This is a genomic window from Actinomadura meyerae, from assembly GCF_900188445.1.
GTDB lineage: Bacteria > Actinomycetota > Actinomycetes > Streptosporangiales > Streptosporangiaceae > Spirillospora > Spirillospora meyerae.
Window position 1 is genome coordinate 18547 of record NZ_FZOR01000029.1, and the last position, 23268, is coordinate 41814.

Sequence of the window (23268 nt, forward strand, 5' to 3'; positions counted from 1 at the left end):
AGCGCTCTCGAAACTTTTCGATAGCTTTTCGAGATCAGACAGGAAAATAACCCCAAGGGCACCAGGCGTCAACCACTTGCGCACGCTTTCCATGGCCTGAATGGCCGAGCGTCGGCCGGGCATTGTGATCATGCTTCCGAAATCTTTCGGAAGCGCTGCCGCCCCCTCCCGGCGTGCGTTGTGCCGGGCCTGTGAAAGGTACGGATTTGGAGAAATTACGTAGATACGTAATATTGGGGGCATGTCCGAGGAGGAGAGCCTGGCGGACCGCGTCGCCCGCTTGGAGGAGCGCGTGGCCCGGATGGAGGGCCGCCCCGCGCGGACCGCCGAGCCGCAGCCAGACTCCGGCGACGCCTTCTGGGCGCTGCGCGGCCTGAAGGAGCGCGCCGAAGAGCCCGGCGCCGTGCTGTTCACCGGCTCGGTGACGCTGCCGCCCGGCGAGCACTACGAGTGGCAGCAGGGGCATTCGGCGGGCGACCTGCTCGCCGACGACTGGGCGCAGGCCGCCGACGCGCTGGGTGCGCTCGCGCACCCGGTGCGGCTGCTGCTGGTCCGGGAGATCCTGCACGGCGCCCGCACCACCGCCGAGCTGGCCGCCCACGAGGGCCTCGGCACGACCGGCCAGCTCTACCACCACCTGCGGCGGCTGACCGCCGCAGGCTGGCTGCGCACCACCGCGCGCGGGCAGTACAGCGTCCCGGGCGAGCGGGTGGTGCCGCTGCTCGCCGTGCTCGCCGCCGCGCGCCGCTGACCGATCGGAGAAGAAGATGCTCAGGACGATCGCCCGCTTCCGCACCCTGCTGGTCCTGCTCGGGCTGCTGCTCAGCCTGACCGAGTTCCTGCACGGCGACCGCCGGCTCGCCGTCGCGGGCTACGTCCTGATCGCGGCCGGGCTCGTGCTGATCTTCGTGCCGGGCGGGCGCGCGGACCGCGAGCCGGTCGTCGTGGACGCCCCGGTCCGCGGCCGCTGGGTACCGGTCAACAGCCCGGCCGACAAGGTGCCGAGCCACGGCACGCACGAGCTGGGCCAGACGTACGCGATCGACCTCGTGCACGTCCCCGATCCGGCGGAGCCGTGGCGCCCGCTGCGCCGCCGGCCGCTCGCGGCCCATCCGGAGACGTTCCCGGCGTTCGGCCAGGAGGTTCTCGCCCCGGCGGACGGCGTCGTCGTCCAGGCGAGCGGGCGGCAGCGCGACCACTGGAGCCGCAACTCCTGGCCCGGCCTCCTCTACCTGCTGGTCGAGGGCATGCTGTTCCGGCAGGTGCTCTCCCTGCTGACCCTGTCGGGCGGACGGTTCATCGTCGGCAACTCCGTCACCCTCGACCTCGGCGGCGGGGTGTACGCGGTGTTCGCGCACCTGCGCCGCGGGTCCGTGCGCGTCGCCAAGGGCGACCGGGTCCGAGCCGGCGACGTCCTCGGCGAGGTCGGCAACTCCGGCAACTCGTCCGAGCCGCACCTGCACTTCCACCTGATGGACCGTCCCCGGCCCCTCGTCGCCGCGGGCGTCCCGTTCGCGTTCCGGTACGAGAGCGGAGGCCGGACCGAGACCGGCGCCCCCGGCGGCCGCGCGCCCTTCACCGTGCCCGCACCGGAACCCGAGCCCGCGCGCTGACCCTTCGGCATCGGCCATCAATCGCGACAATAAGCAGGTTTCGCGAGAATAGCCGCTCTTTGCCGGGCCAAAAGTGTCACCTTGATGGCGGCGGCCCGCCGTGTAGCATTTCCGTGGGCCGTGTAGCATTTCCGCGGGGATATGGCGCGGGAATTCGGCGGCCTTCCGGTGGCCGGCGCGAATCGCCGCGAACGGGGAGGACGGGGTCGATGCCCTACGACCGAGCGGTGCCCTGTGACGAAGCAGGGCCCTACGATCACGCGAACGCCGTGCGGGAAGCCATCGAGTCCACCGTCGCCCCGCAGGCGGCCGAGGTCGACCGCACCGGGGCGTTCCCGCGCGCGAGCGTCGACGCGCTCGCGAAGGCGGGCCTGCTCGGGCTGGTCAGCGCGGCCGAGGCCGGCGGCCGGGGCGCCGGGCTGCGCGCCGCCGCGCACGTCGTCGAGCGGCTCGGCGGCGCCTGCGGCTCGACCGCGATGGTCCTGCTCATGCACTACGCGGCCACGGCGATCATCGAGGCGCACGGGCCCGCGGAGGTGCGCCGCGCCATCGCCCGCGACGAGCACCTCTGCACGCTCGCCTTCTCCGAGGCCGGGTCCCGCAGCCATTTCTGGGCGCCGACGAGCACCGCCCGCGCGGACGGCGGCGGCACGGTCCGGCTGGACGCGCGCAAGAGCTGGGTGACCTCCTCCGGCGAGGCCGACGTCTACGTCTGGTCGAGCCGCCCGCTGGAGGCGGACGGCCCGATGACCCTCTGGCTGGTGCCCGCGGGCGCGCCGGGCGTCGAGGTCGCCGGCCCGTTCGACGGGCTCGGGCTGCGCGGCAACGGCTCCAACCCGGTGACCGCCGAGTCGGTGCCCGTCCCGCGCGAGGCCATGCTCGGCCCGGACGGCGCCGGCCTCGACATCGCGCTCCAGACGGGCCTGCCGACCTTCCTGGTGCTCAACGCCGCGTTCTCGCTCGGCCTCATGGACGCGCTGGTCGCACGGGCCGCCGACCACCTCGGCCGCACCCGCCTCGACCACCTCGGCGGGACGCTCGCCGAGCAGCCCGCGCACCGCGCCCGGTACGCGGGCCTGCGCACCCGCGCCGACCAGGTGCGGGCCTTCCTCGACGACACCCTCACCGCCGTCGAGACCGGCCGGGAGGACGCGACGCTCCGCGTCCTGCAGGTGAAGGCGGTGGCGGCGGAGGCCGCCTCGGACGTCGCCGACGGCGTCATGCGGCTGTGCGGCGGATCGGCGTTCCGCAGGGACTTCGGCGTCGAACGCCTTTTCCGCGATTCGCTGGCCGCCCGCGTCATGGCGCCCACCACCGAGGCACTCCACGATTTCGTGGGCCGCGCGGCGCTCGGAATGGCCCTGCTATGACGTTCGTATTGGGGGCCGTCGCCTACGACCCCAAAGTGGTCTCGATCTGGCACGGTTTCCGCTCCTGGTTCAGGGGCCGCGATTTCGATTTCGATTTCGTCCTCTACGCCCATTACGAGCGGCAGGTGGAGGATCTCGTCGCCGGGCGCATCGACGGCGCGTGGAACTCGCCGCTCGCGTGGGTCCGCGCCGTCCGGCTGGCGGCCGCGCGGGGCCGCCGCGTGCGTCCCCTCGTCATGCGCGACACCGACCAGGACCTCACCTCGGTGGTCGTCGTCCGCGCTGACTCGCCCTACCGGGACATCGCCGACCTCAAGGGCGAGTCCGTCGCGTTCGGCGCGGTCGACTCGCCGCAGGCCACGCTCATCCCGGCGTCGTTCCTGCGCGACTCCGGCGTCCGGCCGGGCGAGGACGTGGACGTCACCCGGTTCGACACCGGCGTCGGCCTGCACGGCGACCACATCGGCGGCGAGCGCGACGCCGCCCGCGCGCTGATGGCCGGGCGCGTCGCGGCGGCCTGCATGATCGACGGCAACCACCTGCTGTTCGCGCGGGAGGGCACGCTGCCGCCCGGCGGCACCCGCGTCATCGCGCGGACACCGCCGTTCGACCACTGCAACCTCACGGTCGCCGACGCCCCGGACGCCGACCGGTTCGGCGAACTGCTGCTCTCGATGTCCTACGCCGACCCGGAGGTCAGGCCCCTGTTCGATCTGGAGGGGCTGACCGCCTGGCGGCCGGGCCGGACGACCGGGTACCCGCCGCTCGAACGGGCGGTCGACGAGGCCGGCTTCTACGACGCGGAGGGCGCGGTCACGGCCGCCGGCTACCGGCCGTGAACCCGTCCGCCGGAACGCCCGCGGTCCGGCTCGGCGGGCTCGGCTTCGACCGGGGCGCGCACCTGCTCGTGCAGCGCGCCCTGCACGACCTGCCGCCGGGCGCGGAACTCGCCGTCATCGGGCACGACCCGGCGCTGGCCCTCCACCTGGAGAGCTGGTGCCGGTCGCGGGGCCACCGCGTCCGGCGGCCGGACGACCCCGACGGCCCCGTCCGCGCCTACGTCGTCCGGGGCCGGACGGACCTCGACCGCTGGGCGGGCGCCGAACGGGCCGGCGACCCCCGCCCCGGCGGCGTGCGGAAGGAGCCGGAGGCCCACTGGGGGCTCGCGGCGCGCGGCGCCCTGGTGGAGCCGGGCGGCCCCGAACCCGGGTTCGACCTGGCCGACCGCGACGTGCTCTGGGCCGACCTGGCGCCGTCCCTCTACGCGCACGCCGCGTCCGCGCAGTGGGACCCGGCCGACGCCGTCGACTGGGACGCCCGGTTCGAGCTGCCCGCCGGCATCGAGCGCGCGGTCGTCCAGATCATGACGTTCCTGGTGGAGAACGAGCAGGCGGCGCTGGTCGTCCCGGCGCGGCTCCTCGGCCGCGTCCACCCGCACTTCCGCGAGGTCGTCCAGCTCCTCGCGGTGCAGGCGGCGGACGAAGCCCGGCACATGGAGGTCTTCACCAGGCGCGCGCTGCTGCGCGGCGGCGAGATGGGCACCTCCTCGGTGAGCGGCCGCGCGTCGCTCGCGACGCTGCTCACCGAGCCCGACTTCTCCCTGGCGTCGTTCCTGCTGTCGGTGCTGGGGGAGGGCAGCTTCCTGAACCTGCTGGCGTTCCTCGACCGGCACGCCCCCGACCCGGTGACCCGCCAGGTCGCACGTCTCGCCCGGCAGGACGAGGCCCGGCACGTCGCCTTCGGGGTGGCGCACCTGCACCACCGGTCGGGGTTGGACCCGGCCTTCCGGTCCCGGCTCCGCGCCGCCGTGGAGCGCCGGCACGACGCGCTCGCCCGGACTTCCGGGCTGAACCAGGACGTGTTCGACGCCCTGGTCCTGCTCGCCGCCGGGGGCTGGGCTCCGGAGGACATCGGCCGCGGTCACGACGAGGTCCAGCGGCTCAAGGCCGAGATGGACGAGGGCCGCCGGCGCCGCCTCGTCCATCTCGGCTTCCCCGCCGACGAGGCCGCCGAGCTGTCGCGCCTGCACACCCGCAACTTCATGTGACCTTGGGAGCGGGTCAATCGCGGGAGGACCCGGGCGCGTGGTCAGCCGGGTGGGGCCGCCGCCGGCGCTCCGGTGGCGCGGGACCGGAGCAGGTCGGCGACGTCGGCGAGGCCCGTCTCGATGCGGCCGTAGACGCGGGGCGTGAGCAGCGTGGTGCCGTCGAAGTCCCCGCCGGACGCGAAGACCGCGACCGGCACCGTCAGCGCCTGGAAGAACGCGAACAGCGGCCGCAGCGCGTGCTCCAGGACGAGCGCGTGGTGGTCGCCCCCGCCGGTCGCCGCCAGCAGGACGGGCTTGCCGGCGAGCGCGTACTGGTCGACGAGGTCGAAGAAGTGCTTGAACATGCCGGGGTAGGAGCCCCGGTACACCGGCACCGCCGCGATCAGGAAGTCGGCGTCCTCGGCGAGCCGGAGCGCGGCCTCGACGTCGGGCGGTACGCCGTCCCGCTCGACGGCCCCGGTGAACCCGGGGCCGAGCCGGTACACATCGATCCGGGACACCTCGACGGGGAGCATCCCGCGCAGCGTGCCGAGGATCGCGTCGACCAGGCCCATCGTCTTCGACGGCCGGCTCGGGCTCCCGTTGACGACGACGACCCGCAGCGCGGCACTGCCCTCCACCGGCTCGTCCGTGCGCGTGTCCTTCAGCGCGTCGGGTCGGGTGTCGGGTCGCGCGTCGGGTCGGAGGTCGGTCCGCGTTTCCGTGCGCGCGTCGATGGCCTGGGTCGTCATGCCGCGTCCTTCCGCCGGGCGGCGATCTCGCGCCGCACGACGGGAGCGACCTCGGTGCCGAGCCGCTCGATCGCCGCCAGGTGCTCCTTCTGCGGCATGCCGCCGAAGCCCATCTGGATGATCGCCCGGTCCAGGCCGTACAGCTCGTGGTAGCCGAGCAGCTTGTCGATGACCTCCTGCGGGCTGCCGACCAGCAGGCCGGCCCGCGGCGACGCCTGCGCGTCGAACGCCACCCGCGGCAGCAGCATGCCCCGGCCGCGCTGGTGGTTGTTCTCCAGCATCCCCTTCGCGAAGTAGGGGTACATGGTGTCCCTGGCCTCCTGGCTCGTCCGCCCGACGTAGCCGTGGACGTTGATGCTGACCGGGAGCGCGGCGGCGTCGTGCCCCGCCTCGGCGGCGGACGCGCGGTACAGCTCGACGGTCTCCTCGTGGAAGGTCATCGGCCCGAGCAGCAGGGCGAGCGCCATCGGCAGCCCGAGCCGCCCGGTGCTGATCGCGGACGCCGGAGAGCCGCCGACCCCCACCCAGACGGGGATGGTCTCGCCGTCCGCGCGCGGCGCGATGTCGGCGTCGACCAGCGCGGGGCGGAAGCGTCCCGACCAGGTGAGCGGGTTCTGCTCGCGGATTCGCAGCAGCAGGTCGAGCTTCTCGCGGAACAGCTCGCCGTAGTCCCGCAGGTCGTAGCCGAACAGCGGGAAGGACTCGGTGTACGAGCCGCGGCCCGCGATGATCTCGGCGCGGCCGGCCGAGAGCAGGTCGATCGTCGCGAACTGCTCCCAGACGCGCACCGGGTCCTCCGAGCCGAGCACGGTGACCGAGCTGGTCAGCCGGATGCGCTCGGTCGCCTCGGCGGCCGCCGCCAGCAGGATCGTCGGCGCCGACCCGACGAAGTCGGAGCGGTGGTGCTCGCCGACGCCGAACACGTCCAGGCCCGCCTCGTCGGCGACCCGCGCCTGCTCGATCGTCTCGCGCACCCGCTCGCGCGGGGACGGCAGCGCCCCGGTGACGGGATCCTCCGTCACCTCGCCGAAGGTCATGATCCCGATTTCGAAAGCCATCGTCCGGTCTCCTCTCCACCGGGGCCGTCCCGGCACGTCCGGTAGAAAGTTATCTGCGCAGGCAGATATTCCCGGGTCGCCCGGCCTCCCGGTGGGAGTCGCGGCGCGGCTCAGGGCTTGCGGGCGACACCGCCGACGAAGTGGCTCATCCGAGGGTCGGCGCCGGGGGCGGGCGGGTGCGGCAGGTCCCATTCGGGGATCCACACGATGCCGGGGTCCAGGACGTCCAGCCCGGGGAGGAGGGCCGCCACCTCCCCGGGGCCGCGCGAGCAGATCGGCGCGGCCGTCGTGCGGCGGACGCCGAGCGCGTGCTCGACGTCGCCGGGGTCCATCCCGCCCTCGTAGCCGTGGGAGACGACCACGAGGCTGCCGGACGGCAGCCGCTCGACGAGGCGCGCGACGAGGCCCGCCGGGTCGTCGTCGTCCGGGATGAAGTGCAGGACCGCCACCAGCAGCAGGCCCACCGGCTCGGTGAAGTCGATCAGCTCGGTGAGCCGGGGGTCGGCCATGAACTCCTCGGGGCGCCGCAGGTCTCCGGGGACGACCGCGACGCTCGGGCTCCCCTCCAGCAGGGCCCTGCCGTGGATGAGGACGACCGGGTCGTTGTCGACGTAGACCACGTGCCCGTCCGGCGCGATGCCGTGGACGATCTCGTGCACGTTGCCCTGCGTGGGCAGCCCCGCGCCGACGTCGATGAACTGCCGGATCCCGGCCCGCGCCGCCAGGTACCGGACCGCCCGGCCGAGGAAGTCCCGGTTGGCGCGCGCCGCGGCCGGCGCCTCCGGCACCGTCTTCATGATCGCGTCGGCGGCCGCCCGGTCGACCTCGTAGTTGTCCTTGCCGCCCAGGTAGTAGTCGTAGATCCGGGCGGGCGAGGCCGTCCCGGGATCGATGTGCAGGCCGGCCGCCCGGTCGGGCGTCAGCGGTGCCCGGGGCGTGCGGGGCCGGAAGTCCAGCCGCGGGTCGCGGCGTTCGATCAGCGCGGCCGTCCGCCGCAGCCCGGGGCCGGGCCCGGCCGGGTCGAGCAGCGCGGCGGTCCGCTCGTGGAGGCGCAGCGCCTCGGCCGAGCGCCCGTCCCGGTGGAGCGCGAGCATCAGCAGGCCGATCAGGTGCTCGTTCACCGGTTCCTGCGCCGCCCACGACCGTCCCTGGACGATGAACTCGCGGTGCGCCCCCTCGGCGAGCAGGATCTCGGCCAGCTCCTCGCGGACCCGGCTGCGCTCGCCGAGCAGCGACCGGCGGACCGGCTCCATCGCGGCGGTGTCCGGAAGGTCGCCGAGCGGCTGGTCCGACCACAGCCCGAGCGCCCGCCGGCAGCTCGCGGCGGCCGCGGCGGGGTCGGAGCCGCGCAGGCGCCGCGCGTCCGCGGCCAGGCCGCGGAACTCGCGCAGGTCGAGGCGGTCGCCCTCGTCCAGCCGGAGCTTCAGCCCGCCGCGCTCGGCGGCCAGCAGGCCGTCCGGCAGCGCGCGCCGCGCGTTGGCGACGACCTGCTCCAGCTCGGCGGCCGGGTCGATGTCGGCGGACGGGTCCCACAGCCGGTCGGCGAGCGCGCGCGCCGGGACCGGCCGGCCCTCCTCGGCCAGCAGCACCGCCAGCAGCCGCCGCACCCGCGGCCGGAAGACACCGATGGACTCGCCTCTCGCGCCCCGGACTCTGACCCGACTGCCAAGGATGCGGAACTCCACCGGGACGACCCCTCCGTGCTGTCCGAGTTCGGGATGACTCAGCACGTTAATTGAGGTGACCGGGCAGTTGACCCGGCGGTGGCCGTCTCCGGTCACGTCCCGGAATGCGGTAACGGCCCGGGGCGTTGACGCGGCCGACAGAACCTTGATCGGGCGACCGGGGGGAGCGGAACATGACGGACTACGGGCACGAGCTGGAGTTCGGGGCGTTCATCACGCCGTCCAACGCCGAGCCGCAGCAGGCGGTGGAGCTGGTGCGCGCCGCCGAGGACGCGGGGCTCGACCTCGCCACCTTCCAGGACCACCCCTACCAGTCGCGCTTCCTCGACACCTGGACGCTGCTCTCCTACGCGGCCGCGCGGACCGACCGCATCCGCCTGTCGGGCAACGTGCTGAACCTGCCGCTGCGCCCGCCGGCGGTGCTGGCGCGCGCGGCGGCGAGCCTGGACCTGCTGTCCGGCGGGCGGTTCGAGCTGGGCCTCGGCGCCGGCGGCTTCTGGGACGCCATCGAGGCCATGGGCGGCCGCCGGCTGTCACCGGGCCAGGCCGTGGACGCGCTGAGCGAGGCGATCGACATCATCCGCGGCGTCTGGGACGCCGGCGACCGGACGCGCTTCAAGGTCGACGGGACCTACTACCAGGTGGACGGCGCCAAGCGCGGCCCCGCCCCCGCGCACGACATCGGCATCTGGCTCGGCGCCTACAAGCCGAAGATGCTCCGCCTCACCGGCGCGAAGGCCGACGGCTGGCTGCCCACCCTGGCCTACCTGCCGGACGAGGCCGCGATCCCGGAGGGCAACGCGGTCATCGACGAGGCCGCCCGCGAGGCGGGCCGCGACCCGCGCGACATCCGGCGCCTGCTGAACGTCGGGCGGCTGGACGCCGACGACGCCCGCTGGGCCGAGCGGCTCGCCGAGCTGGCCCTGCGGCACGGGTTCGGCACCTTCATCCTGGCCGGCGACGACCCGGCGGAGATCCGGGCCTTCGGCCGGGAGGTGGCGCCGGCCGTCCGCGAGATCGTCGCCCGCGACCGCTGACGCGACGAGGTCACCCGGGCCGGGTCACTCGGGGTCGGCGGCGAGCCGCTTCCAGATGTCGGCGAGGACGCGCAGGTCGTCCTCGCCGAGCCGGTCGAGGAACAGCCTGCGGATGTCGCCGTACTGCTGCCGCCACGCCTTGCGCAGCAGGTCGCGCCCCTCGTCCGTCAGCGTCACCTCGAAGCCGCGGCCGTCGGCGGCCGACCGCCGCCGCTCGATGAGCCCCCGCTTCTCCAGCCGGTCGGCGAGCCGGGTGAACCCCCCGGTGGACATCAGCCGCCGCTCGGCCAGCTCCGACATCCGCATCGGCTCCGGCGCGGCCTCGCCGAGCAGCGCCAGCACGCTGTACTCGGCCATGCTCACGTTCAGCGGCGCGAGCCCCTCCTGGATCGAACGCCAGATCCGGTCGTGGGTGAGCAGGAACCCGCGCCACGCCTCGTCCTCCAGGGGCCGCAGCCTCTCCGTCGCCATGAAGGGCACCGTACCGGCCCCCGCCTTCGCGGCCGATGACGCGGGCGGCGCCGAACGGGCACGACGCGGGCAGCATGAAGGGGGCATTCCCGCCAATCCGCGAATGCCCTGGAGGGCGTCGTCCTAATTCGGTGCTATTCGAGAAGCTTGCCGTCCGCGGAAACGTCGTGCATCAACGCGGCGATGTCGGTGGGGATCGGGGGAACGGGTTCACGGCGTACTCCTGCCTTCGGCGACCACACCAAGTTGACGCGCAGTTCCGGATCGGGATCGGGGTAGTCGGACCGGTGGTGCGAGCCCCGCGTCTCGCGCCGCTCCAGCGCGCACTCGAGCGTCGCGCGGGCGGCGAGGACGGTGGATTTGAGGTCGAAGGCGTGCGCGAGGTCCCGGAAGCCGCCGATGTCGACGTGGACCCCGGCGTCCGCCGCCCGCGCCTCGACCTCGTCCAGCCCGGCGAGGCCCGCGGCGAGCCCCGGCCCGTCCCGCACCACGCCGGCGTGCTCGGTCATCAGACGGCGCACGGACCGCTGGAGGCCGCGCACGTTGTGGTCGCCGTCGGCGGTCAGCAGCCGGTTCACGTCGGCCTCCGCGGCACGGGTCGCGCCGCGCGACCGCCGCTGCCCGGAGAGCCGGGACGAGTACTCCACCGCGGCCCGTCCGGCGATCCGGCCGGACACGAGCAGCTCGGTCAGCGCGTTGCCGCCCAGCCGGTTCGCGCCGTGCAGCCCGCTCGCCGCCTCCCCGATCGCGAACAGCCCGGCGACGTCCGTGCCGCCGTCCTCGGGCCGCACCCGGACGCCGCCCATGGAGAAGTGGGCGGTCGGCGCGACCTCGAACGGATCGCGGGTGACGTCGAGCTTCCGCAGGTCCAGCAGGGTCTCATGGACCCGCGGCAGCCGGGACAGGACGGTGTCGGCCGGCAGGTGGGACAGGTCGAGCCAGACGCCGCCCGACTGGCTGCCGCGTCCCTGCCTGATCTCCGTGTAGCACGCCAGCGCGACCGTGTCCCGGTCGGACAGCTCCATCCGCTCGGGGTCGTAGCGGGCCATGAACCGCTCACCGAGGTTGTTGAGCAGGACACCGCCCTCACCGCGCGCCGCCTCGCCGACCAGCGCGCCGGGCGAGCCGTCCGGTTCGACCAGCCCCAGCGGGTGGAACTGGACCAGCTCGGCGTCGCGCAGCCGGGCACCGGCCTCGGCGGCCAGCCGCAGGGAGTCGCCGGTGTTCTCGTCCCGGCGCGAGGACGAGTGCCGCCAGATGCGGGTGTGCCCGCCCGTCGCGAGGATGACGGCGTCGGCGTGCACGAGGTAGCGCGAGCCGTCGTCGAGGTCGAACCCGTAGGCGCCGAACACCGTCCCGTCGTCGACCAGCAGCCGGGTGACGTACAGGCTCGACAGGACCGGGACGGCGAGCCGGCTCGCGCGGGCCCGGAGCACCCGCTGCATCTCCAGCCCGGTCCGCTCGCCCGCGTAGGCGGTGCGCGGGTGGGAGTGGGCGCCGGAGTACCGCTGCGCGATCCGCCCGTCCTCCTGCCGGTCGAACCGCATGCCGAAGCGCAGCAGGTCGTTGATGCCCTGCGCGGCGTTCCTGGCCATGGCGAGGACCGTGCGCGGGTCGGCCAGAAGCCGGGCCTCCTGCAACGTGTCCGCCGCATGCTGCTCCCACGTGTCGGCCGGGTCGGCCGTGGCCAGCGCCGCGCTGATCCCGCCCGTCGCCAAGACGGTGTGGGCGTCGCCGGCGGCGCGCCTGCCCACCGCGATGACGGCGACACCGGCCTCGGCGACTTCGATGGCCGCTCGAAGCCCTGCCCCACCGGTCCCCACCACCAGGACGGAGGTGGAGAGCTGGTGTTCGAGCGATGACAAGGGACCTCCTGCGAGGGCGGACGAACGTAGACAGTGCTCGACCGGACGGCCCCGTCGTTTGTGACAACCCTGAACCGGAGCCTAGTGTGACGTGCATCACACGCGCCTCGTGGGGCCATCGCGGGAGTCACCTGGAATCGGCTAGGAGGCCCGGATTCGGTACTGGTCGCCTTTTGCGTCGCCGAGGGCTCGGAATGGCGTGATTCGTTGAATGGTGCCGGGCTTCAAAAAGGGTATTCGGCGGTGCTGTTCGGAGTGCGCCGCCTCGGCCGTGCGAAACGCCTCCCAATTGCATGTTCGGCATCCGGTTCGCCGGTCGTCGGAGTGGGTGGAAATCCCCTGTGCGGCCTGCCGTGAACCGGGGTGCGGCGCTCCGTCCGCAGGTCTGGGCGCTGCGGGCGATCTACTCGTCCGTCACTCGGCCGTCACGTCGCGTCGCCGAGGCGGCCCGATCGCGCCGGGCGCACGGTGCCGCCGCCGTGTCCGCCGCACTCTTGCATTAGATGAATGAATTTCCCTATTTCCGAAGGAGAGGGGTGAAAATGCGGTGGATTCATGTATCGTTTCAATGTTCTTGCCGACAAGTGTCCTGGGTCGTCCCCGGGAGTCCTTCAGGGAGCCGCTTCCATGACCGCGAGCCCGCCTCCTGCCCTGGTCGGCCGGGAACGCGAATGCGCGGCGCTCGACGACCTGCTCTCCGGGCTGCGCGGCGGCGGGGCCCGGGTCTGGGTGATCCGCGGCGAGGCGGGCATCGGCAAGTCGGTCCTGCTGGAGTACGCGGACGCGCGGGCGTCCGGGGTCACGGTCACCCGCTCGCGGGGCATCGAGGCCGACATGGAACTGCCCTACGCGAGCCTCCACCAGCTGTGCGCGCCGTTCCTGGCGGAGATCGCGGAACTGCCGGACCCGCAGCGCGACGCCCTGCACGTCGCGTTCGGGATGGCCGCAGGCGACCCGCCCGACCGCTTCCTGGTCGGCCTCGCCGTCCTGTCGCTGCTCACCCGCGCGTCCGAGACCCGGCCGGTGCTGGTCGTGGTCGACGACGCCCAGTGGCTGGACCGGGTGTCCCTGCAGACGCTGGAGTTCGTCGCCCGGCGGCTGCTCGCCGAGGCGGTCGCGATGGTGTTCGCCGTGCGCGACCCCGAGGGGGAGGCCGCGCTCGCCGGGCTGCCCGCGATGGCGATCTCCGGCCTCGACGCCGCCGCGGCCGGCGAGCTGCTGGAGACCGCCGTCGGCGGGCGGCTGGAGAAGCGCGTCCGGGAGCGGTTCGTGGCCGAGACGCACGGCAACCCGCTCGCCCTCCTGGAGTTCTCCCGCGGCCGCAGCGCCGCCGAGCTGGCCTACGGCCTGGACGCGGGCCACCCGCGCGCCCAGGGGACGGTGGCCGGCCGCGTCGAGCGCGACTTCGCGCGGCGGCTCGGCGCGCTGCCGGCGCCCACCCGGACGCTGCTGCTGATCGCCGCCGCCGAACCGGTCGGCGACGCCCGCGTGCTGGCCCGCGCGGCCGCCGCCCTGGAGATCACGCCGGACGCCGCGCCGGCCAAGGCGGCCGGGCTGATCGAGTTCGGGGAGTCCGTCCGGTTCCGGCACCCGCTGGTCCGCTCGGCGGTCTACGACCAGGCCGACCCCGCCGAGCGCCGGGCGGTGCACCGGGCGCTGGCCGCGGCCACCGACCCCGTCCTGGACCCCGACCGCCGCGCCTGGCACGCCGCGCAGGCCGCCGAGGGGCCGGACGAGGAGGTCGCCGCCGAGCTGGAGCGGGCCGCCGGCCGGGCGCGGCAGCGCGGCGGCATGGCCGCCGAGGCGGTGCTGCTGGAGCGCGCCGCGGAGGTGACGCCGGACCGCTGGGCGCGGGGCCGCCGCGCCCTCGCCGCCGCCGAGGCGCACTTCTCGGCCGCCTCGCCCGACCGCGCCACGGAGCTGGCGACACTGGCCGAGCTGTGCCCCCTCAGCCCCCTGGACCGCGCCCGCCTGGCCCGCCTGCGCGCCACGATCCTGTTCGCCCGCAACCGCAGCGACGAGGCCGCGCCGCTGCTCCTCGACGCCGCCGGTCGGTTCGCGGCCGCCGACTCGCCGCTCGCGCGCGAGACCTACCTGGAGGCGATCAGCGCGACCATCTTCGCGGGCCGGGTGCACGGGCCGACGGGCGCCCGCGCCGCGGCGATCGCGGCCCGCGAGTCCGGCGCGCCCCCGTCCGGCTCCAAGGCCGCCGACCTCCTCCTGGACGGCGTGGCCGCGCTCCTCGCCGACGGCCCCGAGACCAGCGGCCCGGCGCTGCGCCGCGCGCTGGAGCCCCTCGTCCACGAGGAACTCCCCACCCGCGAGGCGACGATGCGCTGGCTCCTGCTGGCCCCGGTCGCGCTGGAGTCGTTCATCCACTACGCCTGGGACCTGCCCGCCTGGGACCTGATCGCGACCCGCGCGGTGCGCCTGGCCCGCGACATCGGCGCGCTCGGCGTGCTGCCGCCCGCGCTGATCTACGCCGGCGGCGTGCACATCCACTACGGCGACTTCGCCGAGGCCGCCCGGATGATCGACGAGGCCGACGCGATCGCCGCCGCGACCGGGCACGCCCCGCACCAGTACGCGGCGCTCGTCCTGTCCGCGTGGCGCGGCGACGAGGACAGCGCGATCGGCTACATCGAGGACGCCAGGGCGAGCGCCGCGCGCGGCGAGGTGTCCCTCCTCGGCGTCAGCGGCTACGTTCAAGGCGTCCTGTTCAACGGCCTGGCCCGCTACGACGAGGCCCTCGCCGCCGCCCGCTCGGGCATCGACCACGACGGGTTCAACTTCACCGGCCTCTCCCTGGTCGAGCACGTCGAGGCCGCGACCCGCTGCGGCGAGCTCGACCTGGCCCGCGCCTCCCTCGCCCGGCTGGTCGAGCTCACCGGCGCCGCCGACTCCGGCTGGGCCCGCGGCGTCAGCGCCCGCAGCCGCGCCCTGCTCACCGACGGCGACGAGGCCGACGGCCTGTACCGGACGGCGATCGAGGAGCTCGCCCGCGACCGCGTGGCGGTGGAGGTGGCGCGCAGCCACCTCCTCTACGGCGAGTGGCTGCGCCGGAGCCGCCGCCGCTCGCAGGCCCGCGAGCACCTCCGCACGGCCTACGACATGTTCGACGGGATGCGGGCGCACGCGTTCGCCGAGCGGGCCCGCCGCGAGCTGCTGGTCAGCGGCGAGCACGTCCGGGTCCGGGAGGCCGAGCCGGTGAGCACCCTGACCCCGCAGGAGTCGCAGATCGCGACCCTCGCCGCCGGCGGCATGACGAACCCGAAGATCGGCGCGGAGCTGTTCATCAGCCCGCACACCGTGGAGTGGCACCTGCGGAAGGTGTTCGCCAAGCTCGGCATCAGCTCGCGGCGGGAGCTGCCGAACGTCCTCGGGACCACCCCGGCCACGGACACTGGGGGCTCGGCCGCACCCGCCTGATGCACGGTGCGTGGGCCCCCAGGCGGCGGCCCCGGGGGTGCCCCCGGGGTGCCCCACGGACTCGACCACGGACTTCGAGGGCGCGGTGGAGGCCACCGCGGACCGAGAGTGGAGCCATCGTTCAGATGCCCACGCAGAGGAGTCCTCGATGTCAGTGCTCAGCCTGGAGACGACGCCGGCCGGATCCCCGGCCGCCCGCCCGGCCGGAGACGACCTGGACGCCGCCCTCGACGTCTTCCTGGCCCACCGGACCCGCCTGTTCCGCATCGCCTACCGCGTCCTCGGCGACGTCCTCGGCGCGGAGGACGTGCTCCAGGAGCTGTGGCTGCGCTGGCAGTGCACCCCCCGCACCCGGATCGAGAACCCGGCCGCGTTCCTGACCACGGCGGTGAACCGGCTGGCGATCAACGTCGTCCAGTCCGCGCGCCACCGCCACGAGACGCCGACCGAGTCCCGGCTGGTGAACCTCGCCGACCGGGCCCAGGACCCCGTCCAGCGCGTCGAGCAGACCATGGCCGTCGGGGAGGCCCTGGCCCTGCTCATGGCGAGGCTCACCCCGGACGAGCTGGCCGCCTACGTCCTGCGGAAGGGCTTCGACTACGCCTACGCCGACCTGGCCGAGCTGCTGGGGACGAGCGTCTCCAACGCGCGGCAGCTCGTCCGCCGCGGGCAGGCGCGCCTCGAAGGCGACCGGGAGCGGACGGTCCCGGCGGAGTCGCACCGCCGCCTCGTCGCCGCCTTCCAGGCCGCGGTGGGCACCGGCGACCTCGACGGACTCGCCCGGCTGCTCGCCCCCGAGGGCCACGTCCACCGCCTGCTGTCGGCGACGCCCCGCTCGCCCCGCCCGGCCCAGGCCGCCGCCTGACCGAGAGGCAAGGCCCGGTCACCGCCGCCATCGACGCACGTCACTGCGCGGACGTGCCCGCCGTCCCCTTGGGAAACTCCTCGGTGCCGAGGACCCGCAGCAGCTCCAGCCGTTCACGGGTCTCGGCGTCGGCCGGGGTGAGCACCAGCAGTTGCTGCCGCTGGTCAGGGGTGACCAGGGTCTCGCAGTCCATCAGCATCCGTCCCACCCGCGGGTGGAGGAACGTCTTGCGGTCCGCGCGCCGTACCGCGACCTCGTGCTCGGCCCAGAGGCGGCGGAAGTCGGCGCTGGACGACCGCAACCGCTCGATGAGCCCGGTGACCACGGGGTCGTCGGACCGGCGGCCGGCGGTCGCGCGCAGGTCGGCCACGAGCTGCCGGGCCTGGTGCTCCCGCTCCTCGGGCGGGCTGCCCGCCCGGGCGGCCGGATCGGTGAACCACCGGTACACGACGTAGCGCCGGTCGCCGGAGAAACCGGTGAAGTCGCCCATCAGCAGGACGGCCGCCCGGTTCTGCGCCAGGACCTCACCGAGGTCCGACAGCACCAGCGCCGGTGTGGGACCGAGCAGGTCGAGCATGCGGATCAGGCCCGCGCGGGCGAGGCGGGCCACCCCCTCCGCGGGCGGCGGACGGTGGCCGGCCAGATGGAACAGGTGATCGCGCTCGTCGTCGGACAGGCGCAGGGCCCTGGCCAGCGCACCGAGCAACTGAACCGAGGGCTGGCTGCTGCGGCCCTGCTCCAGCCGGACGACATAGTCCACCGACATGCCCGCGAGCATCGCGACCTCTTCCCGGCGCAGGCCCGCGGTGCGGCGGCGCGGACCGTCGGCGAGGCCCACCTCCGCCGGGCGGATCGCCTCGCGGCGGCGGCGCAGGAAGTCGGCGAGCTGCTCACGTTCCATGCCCCCATGTTTCCTCGCCGCCGCGAGCCTTGCCAGGGAGCGCCCATCCCACGATGAGCGCTCCGCTTTCACCCGCCTCTGCGGGGGAGCAGTCTCGGAGACGGCATTGACGAGACATCGAGAACGGGAGAACACGATGCACACACGGACCCTGGGCCGTACCGGACCGGTCGTCTCCGCACTGGGGCTGGGCGCGATGGGCATGTCGGGCGCCTACGGAGCGGCCGACCGCGCGGAGAGCATCGCCACCGTCCACGCGGCACTCGAAGGCGGCGTCACGCTGATCGACACCGGCGACTTCTACGGCATGGGCCACAACGAGCTCCTGCTGGCCGAGGCGCTGCGCGGCCGGAACCGCGACGACTACGTGCTGAGCGTCAAGTTCGGGATGCTGCGCGGACCGAGCTCGGAGTTCGGCGGGGTGGACGGCCGTCCCGAGGCGGTGAAGAACTTCCTCGGCCACACCCTGACCCGGCTGGGCCTCGACCACATCGACATCTACCGCCCCGCGCGGCTGGACCCGGCCGTGCCGATCGAGGACACCGTCGGAGCGATCAAGGAGATGATCGACGCCGGATACGTCCGGCACCTCGGCCTGTCGGAGGTCGACGCGGCCGTGATCCGCCGGGCGCACGCCGTCCACCCGGTCGCCGACCTGCAGATCGAGTACTCGCTGATCTCCCGCGCGGTGGAGGAGGACGTCCTGCCGGCGCTGCGGGAACTCGGCATCGGCCTGACCGCGTACGGCGTCCTCGGCCGCGGTCTCATCTCCGGGCACTGGAAGGCCGGCCACTCCGCCGGCCCCGGCGACAGCCGCGGCTTCAGCCCGCGGTTCGCCGGCGAGAACGTGGAGCACAACCTCGCCCTGGTGGACGCGCTGCGCCGGGTGGCCGAGGCCAAGGGATGCACGGTCGCCCAGCTGGCGATCGCCTGGGTGGCCGCACAGGACGCCGACATCGTGCCGCTGGTCGGTGCCCGCACCCGCGAGCGGCTGGCCGAGGCCCTGCCCGCGGCGGAGCTGGACCTCACCGCCGAAGACCTGGCCGAGATCGAGAAGGCGGTACCGCGCGGCGCCGCCCGCGGTGACCGCTACCCGTCCGCGTTCATGTCCGGCCTCGGCGTGGGCAACTGAGCCCGGCCCTTCACTAATCGCCTTGCCGGCACCGGGACCGGTGCCGGCAAGCGGCCAAGAGAAGCAACGGGGAATGCAATTACCCCGAAAACCACTGAGGGCAAACGCGATAGCGTTTGCCCTGGTCATAGCGGGTGCGCCGTCAGGGACTTGAACCCCGAACCCGCGGATTAAGAGTCCGCTGCTCTGCCAATTGAGCTAACGGCGCCCGTCGTGTGGGGCCTTGGCCGTGGCCGGGGCCCTTGCGACAGGAAGAACAGTACCAGGGGCTGCGGAGCAGTGCGAATCGGTTTAGTCCCGGGCGGGCAGGACGCTGACCATGCCGCGCCAGAGGGCGATGGCGGTGGCGCGGGAGCTCACGCCGAGCTTGGCGTAGATGCGGTTGACGTGGTTCTTCACCGTCTTCTCGCTGAGGAAGAGCTGGCGCGCGATCTCGCCGTTGGAGCGGCCGGTGGCGATGAGGTCCATGACCTCGGACTCGCGGGCGGACAGGCCGAGGGTGGTGCGGGAGGCGTCGCGGACGCCGCGGATGAGGTCGCGGACGGTGAAGGAGCCGGGGGTGAGGTGGCCGCAGGCGCCGGCGCGCAGGGCGGCCTCGATGGCGGCCGGGTCGTCGGAGAGCAGGAACACGCGGGACGCGCCGCTGAGGGGGTGGGCGTGGGCGGCGGAGGCCGCGTCCAGGAGGACGATGTCCGGGCGCAGGCGCCGGGCGAGGGCGAGGGCGGTCTGGGGATCGGGGGCGTCGGCCACGACCAGGAGTTCGTCGCTGGCGTCCAGGAGGGAGATCACGTCCGTGCGGGCCCGGGGGTCGGCGTCCACCACGAGGACGCGCAGGGGGGCCGTCTCATCGACACTCATCCGTTGCCTTTGGCGTGTCGTTGACATTTATAGGGACGGAGCATAACGGGACGATCTGCGGGAGTCGATGACCGCGACGCATTGACCAGGCATGCCTCCGGCGGGGCCGGGGCCGCCCGCGGACGAGAAAAGAGCCCGGCCACTCGCGGTGGCCAGGCTCTTCACCTGGGGTGAGTGAGGGGACTTGAACCCCCGACATCTTGGACCACAACCAAGTGCTCTGCCAGCTGAGCTACACCCACCGTGGCCGGGAACGTGCCCGGCTCCAAGTAGTGTAGCGGCTCCCGGGGGGTGGGTCAGCCGGAGGACACCATGCCCGCGATGCGGCGGGCGGTGTCGGAGTCGGGGCCGGGCTGCGCGACGAAGACGGCGGCGCGGTAGTAGCGCAGCTCCTGGATGCTCTCGGTGATGTCGGCCAGCGCTCGGTGGCCGCCCTTCTTCTCCGGGCTGGCGAAGTACACGCGCGGGTACCAGCGGCGCGCCAGCTCCTTGATGGACGAGACGTCCACCATGCGGTAGTGGAGGTGGGCGTCGAGGGCGGGCATGTCGCGGGCCAGGAAGGACCGGTCGGTGGCGATGGAGTTGCCGCACAGGGGCGCCTTGTTGGCGTCCTTCACGTGGCCGCGGACGTAGGTGAGGACGGTGTCCTCGGCCTCGGCGAGGGTGACGCCGGTGGGCAGGGCCTCCAGCAGCCCGGACGTGGTGTGCATGTCCCGGACGACCTTGGTCATCCTGGTCACCGTCTCGGGGGGAGGCTTGATGACGACGTCGACGCCCTCGTCGAGGATGTTGAGCTCGCTGTCGGTGACCAGTGCGGCTATCTCGATGAGCGCGTCGTTGCGCAGGTCGAGTCCTGTCATCTCGCAGTCGATCCAGACCAGCCGCTCGTTCATGGGTTCACCCTACGGCCATGGACGACTGCGCGGGGCACCGAGTCCGGTCGATTTAGCGCGCCGCACGTTGGGCGATATGTCCAGGAATGGGGATACCGGGGCGCAGCAGCGGGTCGGGGGCCGGCGTACCGAAGACCTGCTGGACGGGCAGCACACCGGCCCACAGGTCGAGCGCGTAGTCGGGCTCGTCGTCGCCGGGCGGGCCCTGCCGGACCTTGACCGAAGCCTCGGTCAGGGGAACCGCCAGGACGGAGGTGGCCGCGAGTTCCTTCTTGGTGGGCCGGCGGACCCTGTCCCACTGGCCGGGGGCGAGTTGTTCGGTGATGGCGCCGAGTGCGGCGAGCTTGGCGTCCGTGTCGGTCACCGGTCGCGGGGTGCCGTAGATGACCGCGCTCCGGTAGTTGATCGAGTGGTGGAAAGCCGACCGGGCCAGGACGATGCCGTCCACGTGGGTCACGGTGATGCACACCTCTTGGGACGGGCCCGCCATGAGGCTGCTCGCACCCGTGGAGCCGTGGATGTAAAGGGTGTCGTCGATGCGGCCGTATCCGGTGGGCAGGACGCGCGGGGTGCCGTCCACGACGATGCCGAGGTGGCAGACCAGGCCGGCGTCAAGGACGTCGTAGAGGGCGGAGCGGTCGGTCTGGCCGCGCTCGGGGACCCTTCTCACGCGTGTGCGGGCGGTCGAGGAGAGTGGAGTCATGGCCGTTTACGCTAGGAGGAAAGTGGCCTGGTCGGTATGGCCACTTGGCGCGTACAGCCGGAGACCACTTTGTCGATCGATCTGCCCCTCGTCGTCGACCGGGACGCCCGGGAGCCGATGAGCGCCCAGCTCGTCGTCCAGTTGCGGGAGGCGATGACGGAGGGACGGCTCGCGGCGGGGGAGCGGCTTCCGTCCAGCAGGGCGCTGGGGAAGCTGCTGGGCGTCAGCCGGACGGTCGTCACCGAGGCGTACGAGCAGCTCTACGCGGAGGGGTGGCTCGAAGGGCGGCACGGGTCCGGGACGTATGTGACCGAGGGCGTCGCCGCCGAGCCCGTGCCGAGGCAGGAGAAGCCTGCGCCGAGCCGGGTGCGGAAGGTGGCGGCCCCAGATGAGATCGATCTGCGGCCGGGCGTCGCCTGGATCGGGGCCCTCGACACACCGGAGTGGCGGCGTGCGTGGCGGCTGGCTGCTGGAATGCCCCCGCAGCAGCGGCAGCACTCCTACGGCCTGCCGGGCCTGCGTGCGGCGCTCATCGACTACATCAGGCGCAGCCGAGGCGTAGCGTGCCCCCTGGACGGGCTCCTGGTGACGCGAGGAGCGACGAACGGGCTCGATCTGCTTGCCGCGACCGTGCTTCGCCCTGGCGACCGCGTAGGGGTGGAGGAGCCCGGCTATGGGCGGGCCCGCGTGGTCCTAGAGGGACGTGGGGCGCAACTGGTGCCGTGCCCTGTCGACGAGCACGGCCTCATCGTCGACGGCCTGCCGGACGATCTGCGCATCGTCTACACGACCCCGTCCCACCAGTACCCGATGGGCGGCGTCCTGCCGATCCCGCGCAGGCAGGGCCTGCTGGCGTGGGCGCGGCGCAACGGGGCCCTCATCGCCGAGGACGACTACGACGGCGAGTTCCGGTTCGATGTCGCGCCGCTGCCCGCCCTGTACGGTCTCGACCCGGACGTGGTCGTCTACCTCGGCACCACGGCGAAGATCCTCACGACGGACATGGGCGTCGGCTGGCTGGCGGGGCGCCCGGACCTGGTGGCGGAGATCGCGCTGCGCCGGGAGCTGCTGAACGACCGCACGGCCGTCGTCCCGCAGGACGCGCTGCGCCTCCTCCTCGAACGAGGCGATCTGGACAGGTACGTCCGGCGGATGCGCGCCGAGTACGCGCGGCGCCGGGAGGTGGTGGTGCGGGCGCTGGACGGCCTCCCGCTGCGCGGCGACACCGCCGGCCTCCACCTGGTCGTGGAGGCTCCGGAGCCCGAGGCGCGGCGCGTCGCGGCGGCGGCCGCCGAGCGGGGCGTGCTGGTGGACACCCTGGAGCGCCACCACATGGGCCCGAGCCGCGCGTCCGGCCTGGTGATCGGGTACGGCTCGGCGGCGACAACGACGGAACTGCGCAGGGGCTGCGAGATCGTCCGGACTCTCGCGATAGGCCGGGGCCCTCACGGGATAGGCCGGGCCCTCACGGGATAGGCGGGCCCACCGCGGGTGACGTCAGTTGGACATGGCGGACTGCCCGACCGGGACCGGTTCGGAGGGGGGACGCAGGGGCGAGTCGGTCGCCGGGGCGGCCGCACGGACGGGCTCGGGCGTGCGGACCGGGTCCGGGGTGCGCGGGCGCGGCAGCAGCCGGGCGCCGCCGGGCGCGCTCGGAGCGCGGGGCTTGGGGATCGGCGCCACGGGGGTGTCCGGCCCGGTGATGCGCCGGATGTCGATGCCGCCGGGGTCGGGCCGGTCGAGCGTCGGCACCTGGGACGCCCCGTAGTGCCCGCCGCGCGACCAGTCCTTGCGGGCGCGCAGCGAGTGGTAGGACTGCGGGGACGGCAGCGGCGGCCCGGCGGGCCAGCGGCGCGCGACGCCCCACGCGTCCAGCCACTGGACGATCGCGTCGAGCCCGCTCAGCGGCGAGCCGGTGAACGGCGTCCGGGCCTGGCCGACGACCATGATCTGCGCGCAGACGCGGCCCTCCCGGCCGACGCCGCCGAGCAGCCGGGCCGCGCGGGTGATCGGGAGGAGCTGGACGATCTCGCCGGTGCCGGGATGCCACACCAGGTGCGCGGGCCGGTCCTCCTTGGCGAGGTCGGCGGCCACCGAGCGCGCGGAGACGCTGCGCGGATCGTGCTCGCCGACGCACCATACGACCCGTGGAGCACCCCCTCGCAACGCTCCGCCATCGTGTCGTGCCGGCACGCGGCCGGCTCCTGGCAGCCATGCGTCTGCCACGGTGCGTCCCCCCCAATCGGGCGGTCTAGTCCCGAATGGTCTAGTCCTCTTCTCTTTAGCCCAAGCGGGACCTGTAGTCCAGCCTGCCGTCTCATGGGCCGGTGTGACGGCTGTCGACCTCCGTGCCGGGTGGCGACCCAGCGTGTTCGGGTGTCGTCGCTGAGGAGTACCCCAGGTGTCCAAAGATTCCACCTTGAGGCTGGTTTTTCTCCTGGGAGTTTCGGGGATACACACGCCCCCGCTTTCCCGGATCGCCGTTTGCGCAGGTCAGCATGGATGCTGAAGGCATTCTGAAGCCTTCCTGCAAAGCGGCCGGATGTGGCCGACAACTTACGCGGCGTATAAGCGTCCCTGGTCCGGGGTACGGGGGTGGGGTTCCCAGAC

At 73.7% G+C, this 23268-nt stretch carries 20 protein-coding genes and 2 tRNA genes; 10 read left to right on the forward strand and 12 right to left on the reverse strand.

Translation table 11 applies throughout. The features are described 5' to 3' along the window. The first annotated feature begins 241 nt into the window (after window positions 1-241). The 5 genes from CHF16_RS26095 to CHF16_RS26115 all read left to right on the forward strand — a co-directional run bounded on the left by CHF16_RS26095 (window position 242) and on the right by CHF16_RS26115 (window position 5030). Complete coding sequence (locus CHF16_RS26095) at window positions 242-751, forward strand: ArsR/SmtB family transcription factor (RefSeq protein ID WP_089328783.1); 510 nt, start codon at window positions 242-244, stop codon at window positions 749-751. A 16-nt stretch (window positions 752-767) separates the two neighbouring features. Continuing rightward, complete coding sequence (locus CHF16_RS26100) at window positions 768-1613, forward strand: M23 family metallopeptidase (protein ID WP_089328784.1); 846 nt, start codon at window positions 768-770, stop codon at window positions 1611-1613. Window positions 1614-1882: 269 nt separating this feature from the next. Then, window positions 1883-2983, forward strand: a complete 1101-nt coding sequence (locus tag CHF16_RS26105) for an acyl-CoA dehydrogenase family protein (protein WP_245869234.1) — start codon at window positions 1883-1885, stop codon at window positions 2981-2983. Further along, a complete protein-coding gene (locus CHF16_RS26110; RefSeq protein ID WP_089328786.1) occupies window positions 2980-3822 on the forward strand; it encodes a phosphate/phosphite/phosphonate ABC transporter substrate-binding protein in 843 nt (280 codons plus the stop codon). The genes CHF16_RS26105 and CHF16_RS26110 overlap by 4 nt, the downstream gene beginning before the upstream one ends. Next, a complete protein-coding gene (locus tag CHF16_RS26115; protein WP_089328787.1) occupies window positions 3819-5030 on the forward strand; it encodes a hypothetical protein in 1212 nt (403 codons plus the stop codon). The genes CHF16_RS26110 and CHF16_RS26115 overlap by 4 nt, the downstream gene beginning before the upstream one ends. A gap of 41 nt (window positions 5031-5071) precedes the next feature. Here the strand turns inward: CHF16_RS26115 and CHF16_RS26120 are convergent, their stop codons facing one another. From CHF16_RS26120 to CHF16_RS26130, 3 genes are all read right to left on the reverse strand, one after another. Continuing rightward, window positions 5072-5761, reverse strand: coding sequence for an NAD(P)H-dependent oxidoreductase (locus tag CHF16_RS26120; RefSeq protein ID WP_089328788.1), 690 nt, complete (start codon window positions 5759-5761; stop codon window positions 5072-5074). Then, the gene (locus tag CHF16_RS26125) at window positions 5758-6819 is read right to left on the reverse strand and encodes an LLM class flavin-dependent oxidoreductase (RefSeq protein WP_089328789.1); all 1062 of its coding nucleotides are present in this window, start codon (window positions 6817-6819) and stop codon (window positions 5758-5760) included. The genes CHF16_RS26120 and CHF16_RS26125 overlap by 4 nt, the downstream gene beginning before the upstream one ends. Before the next feature lie 110 nt (window positions 6820-6929). Beyond that, entirely contained in the window at window positions 6930-8426 is a 1497-nt protein-coding gene (locus tag CHF16_RS26130; protein ID WP_143228122.1) for an SAM-dependent methyltransferase, read from the reverse strand. Window positions 8427-8677: 251 nt separating this feature from the next. Here CHF16_RS26130 and CHF16_RS26135 point away from each other — a divergent pair, with 251 nt between their 5' ends. Then, complete coding sequence (locus CHF16_RS26135) at window positions 8678-9541, forward strand: LLM class flavin-dependent oxidoreductase (protein ID WP_089328791.1); 864 nt, start codon at window positions 8678-8680, stop codon at window positions 9539-9541. A gap of 24 nt (window positions 9542-9565) precedes the next feature. Here the strand turns inward: CHF16_RS26135 and CHF16_RS26140 are convergent, their stop codons facing one another. After that, window positions 9566-10012 carry a MarR family winged helix-turn-helix transcriptional regulator gene (locus tag CHF16_RS26140; protein WP_179271701.1) on the reverse strand — a complete coding sequence of 149 codons (447 nt, stop codon included), beginning with the start codon at window positions 10010-10012 and terminating at the stop codon, window positions 9566-9568. 134 nt (window positions 10013-10146) lie between these two features. After that, window positions 10147-11877, reverse strand: a complete 1731-nt coding sequence (locus tag CHF16_RS26145) for an FAD-binding protein (protein WP_089328793.1) — start codon at window positions 11875-11877, stop codon at window positions 10147-10149. Between the two features lie 627 nt (window positions 11878-12504). Between CHF16_RS26145 and CHF16_RS26150 the strand changes: the two genes are divergently transcribed. Both CHF16_RS26150 and CHF16_RS26155 read left to right on the forward strand, forming a co-directional pair. Then, the gene (locus tag CHF16_RS26150) at window positions 12505-15306 is read left to right on the forward strand and encodes a helix-turn-helix transcriptional regulator (protein WP_089328794.1); all 2802 of its coding nucleotides are present in this window, start codon (window positions 12505-12507) and stop codon (window positions 15304-15306) included. Between the two features lie 148 nt (window positions 15307-15454). Further along, entirely contained in the window at window positions 15455-16171 is a 717-nt protein-coding gene (locus tag CHF16_RS26155; protein ID WP_089328795.1) for a sigma-70 family RNA polymerase sigma factor, read from the forward strand. Window positions 16172-16211: 40 nt separating this feature from the next. Here the strand turns inward: CHF16_RS26155 and CHF16_RS26160 are convergent, their stop codons facing one another. Further along, window positions 16212-17072 (reverse strand): helix-turn-helix transcriptional regulator, encoded by an 861-nt coding sequence (locus CHF16_RS26160; protein ID WP_089328796.1) that lies wholly within the window; start codon window positions 17070-17072, stop codon window positions 16212-16214. Window positions 17073-17208: 136 nt separating this feature from the next. On the opposite strand from CHF16_RS26160, the gene CHF16_RS26165 reads away from it, so the two are divergent. After that, a complete protein-coding gene (locus tag CHF16_RS26165; RefSeq protein ID WP_089328797.1) occupies window positions 17209-18204 on the forward strand; it encodes an aldo/keto reductase in 996 nt (331 codons plus the stop codon). Window positions 18205-18339: 135 nt separating this feature from the next. Here CHF16_RS26165 and CHF16_RS26170 read toward each other — a convergent pair. The 5 genes from CHF16_RS26170 to CHF16_RS26190 form a co-directional block, all read right to left on the reverse strand. Then, window positions 18340-18412: transfer RNA gene (locus tag CHF16_RS26170), tRNA-Lys, on the reverse strand. A gap of 83 nt (window positions 18413-18495) precedes the next feature. Beyond that, window positions 18496-19062, reverse strand: coding sequence for a response regulator transcription factor (locus tag CHF16_RS26175; protein WP_089328798.1), 567 nt, complete (start codon window positions 19060-19062; stop codon window positions 18496-18498). 166 nt (window positions 19063-19228) lie between these two features. After that, window positions 19229-19304: transfer RNA gene (locus tag CHF16_RS26180), tRNA-His, on the reverse strand. Window positions 19305-19358: 54 nt separating this feature from the next. After that, the gene (gene orn, locus CHF16_RS26185; RefSeq protein ID WP_089328799.1) at window positions 19359-19955 is read right to left on the reverse strand and encodes an oligoribonuclease; all 597 of its coding nucleotides are present in this window, start codon (window positions 19953-19955) and stop codon (window positions 19359-19361) included. Window positions 19956-20007: 52 nt separating this feature from the next. Next, window positions 20008-20658: a pyridoxamine 5'-phosphate oxidase family protein gene (locus CHF16_RS26190; protein ID WP_089328800.1), complete on the reverse strand. Its 651-nt coding sequence runs from the start codon at window positions 20656-20658 to the stop codon at window positions 20008-20010. A gap of 69 nt (window positions 20659-20727) precedes the next feature. Here CHF16_RS26190 and pdxR point away from each other — a divergent pair, with 69 nt between their 5' ends. Continuing rightward, window positions 20728-22134: a MocR-like pyridoxine biosynthesis transcription factor PdxR gene (pdxR, locus tag CHF16_RS26195; RefSeq protein WP_342750127.1), complete on the forward strand. Its 1407-nt coding sequence runs from the start codon at window positions 20728-20730 to the stop codon at window positions 22132-22134. Window positions 22135-22155: 21 nt separating this feature from the next. Here the strand turns inward: pdxR and CHF16_RS26200 are convergent, their stop codons facing one another. Further along, window positions 22156-22752, reverse strand: a complete 597-nt coding sequence (locus tag CHF16_RS26200) for a hypothetical protein (RefSeq protein WP_179271702.1) — start codon at window positions 22750-22752, stop codon at window positions 22156-22158. Window positions 22753-23268 lie beyond the last annotated feature (516 nt).